The organism is Streptomyces sp. NRRL B-24085, assembly GCF_001282115.1.
In the GTDB taxonomy this organism is placed as follows: domain Bacteria; phylum Actinomycetota; class Actinomycetes; order Streptomycetales; family Streptomycetaceae; genus Streptomyces.
In genome coordinates, this window is sequence record NZ_LJBR01000659.1 from 1 (window position 1) to 1,777 (window position 1,777).

Below are 1,777 nucleotides of genomic sequence, written 5' to 3' on the forward strand. Positions count from 1 at the left end.
ACCCAGCCGGGGCCGGGGTGTGGTGCCTGCGCGCCCGGCCGACGTCGACCGGCCGGCGAGGCGCGCAGGGGCAGGTGGGTCAGGCGGTCCGCAGCCAGACGGCCGTGTCCGACGGCAGCTTGCCGTCGCTCTCCAACGGGCCGCTGGACAGGAGCACTTCGCCGGCCACCGGCAGATCGACGGGCGCCTCGGACAGGTTGACCACGCAGATCGGGCCCCCGGGACGGGCGAAGGCCAGCACTCCTTCCTCGGCGGGCAGCCACTGCATCGGTCCGTGGCCGAAGGACGGCTCGGAGCGCCGGATGCGCAGCGCCTCGCGGTAGAGCGTGAGCATCGACTGCGGGTCACCGTTCTGCCGGTCCACCGCGTACGGCGCCCAGTCCTCGGGCTGCGGCAGCCAGGGCGCGGCCCCCGTGCCGAAGCCGTAGGCGGGGGCCTGGGCCTCCCACGGCAGCGGTACCCGGCACCCGTCGCGGCCGGGGTCGATGCCGCCGGAACGGAAGTGCATGGGGTCCTGGATGCGGTCGAGGGGGATGTCGGCCTCGGGCAGCCCCAGTTCCTCGCCCTGGTAGAGGTAGACCGAACCGGGCAGGGCCAGGGTCAGCAGGGCGGCGGCCCGGGCGCGGCGCGTGCCCAGAGCGAGGTCGGTGGGGGTGCCGAAGCGCTTGGCGGCGAAGTCGAACCCGGTGTTCTCACGGCCGTAGCGGGTGACGGTGCGGGTGACGTCGTGATTGCACAGCACCCAGGTCGCGGGGGCTCCGACGGGGGCGTGTTCGGCGAGGGTGTCGTCGATGGTGCGACGCAGCCGGTCCGGCTCCCAGGGGCAGGCGAGGAAGTTGAAGTTGAACGCGGTGTGGAGCTCGTCGGGGCGCAGATAGCGGGCGAAGCGCTCGGCGTCGGGCAGCCACACCTCGCCGACGAAGACGCCGCCGTACTCGTCGGCGACGGCACGCCAGGACCGGTAGATGTCGTGGAGCTCGTCCTGGTCGATGTACGGGTGGGGGTCCACGTCCTCCACGAAGTCGGCGAGCGCGGGATCTTTGGCGAGCAGCGCGGCGGAGTCGATGCGAACGCCGGCGACACCGCGCTCGAACCAGAAGCGCAGCACGTCCTCGTGCTCCTGGCGGACCTCGGGGTGGGACCAGTTGAGGTCGGGCTGCTCGGGGGTGAACAGGTGCAGGTACCACTCGCCGTCCGGGACGCGCGTCCAGGTGGGGCCCGAGAACTGGGAGGGCCAGTTGTTCGGGGGCAGTTCCCCGTTCTCGCCGCGTCCGGGGCGGAAGTGGAACCGCTCCCGCTCCGGGCTGCCGGGGCCGGCGGCCAGGGCCGCCTGGAACCAGACGTGCTGGTCGGACACGTGGTTGGGGACGATGTCGACGATGACGCGGATACCGACCGCGGCGGCCTCGGCGATCAGTTTCTCGGCCTCGTCGAGGGTGCCGAAGGCGGGGTCGATGGTGCGGTAGTCGGCGACGTCGTATCCGCCGTCGACGAGGGGCGAGGCGTACCACGGGGTGAACCAGACGGCGTCGACGCCGAGTTCGGCGAGGTAGGGCAGTCTCGCCCGGACGCCCGCGAGGTCACCGGTGCCGTCGCCGTCGCCGTCGGCGAAGCTGCGGGGGTACACCTGGTAGATGACGGCGTCGCGCCACCAGAGGTCGGTGCCGGGTGTGTGAGGGGCTGCCACAGAGTGGTCCTTTCGGGCAGGAAGAGGTGCCTCGCCGCCGCCCCGGTCGCTGCGGGGCGGGTGGTGACGGGGCGGCGGCGAGTTCTCGGG

General features: G+C 72.9%; 1 protein-coding gene. It reads right to left on the minus strand.

Features of this window, described 5'->3' with window-relative positions:
* Positions 1-79 precede the first annotated feature (79 nt).
* Entirely contained in the window at positions 80-1,687 is a 1,608-nt protein-coding gene (locus AOJ26_RS40955) for a glycoside hydrolase family 13 protein (RefSeq protein WP_053853390.1), read from the minus strand.
* Positions 1,688-1,777 lie beyond the last annotated feature (90 nt).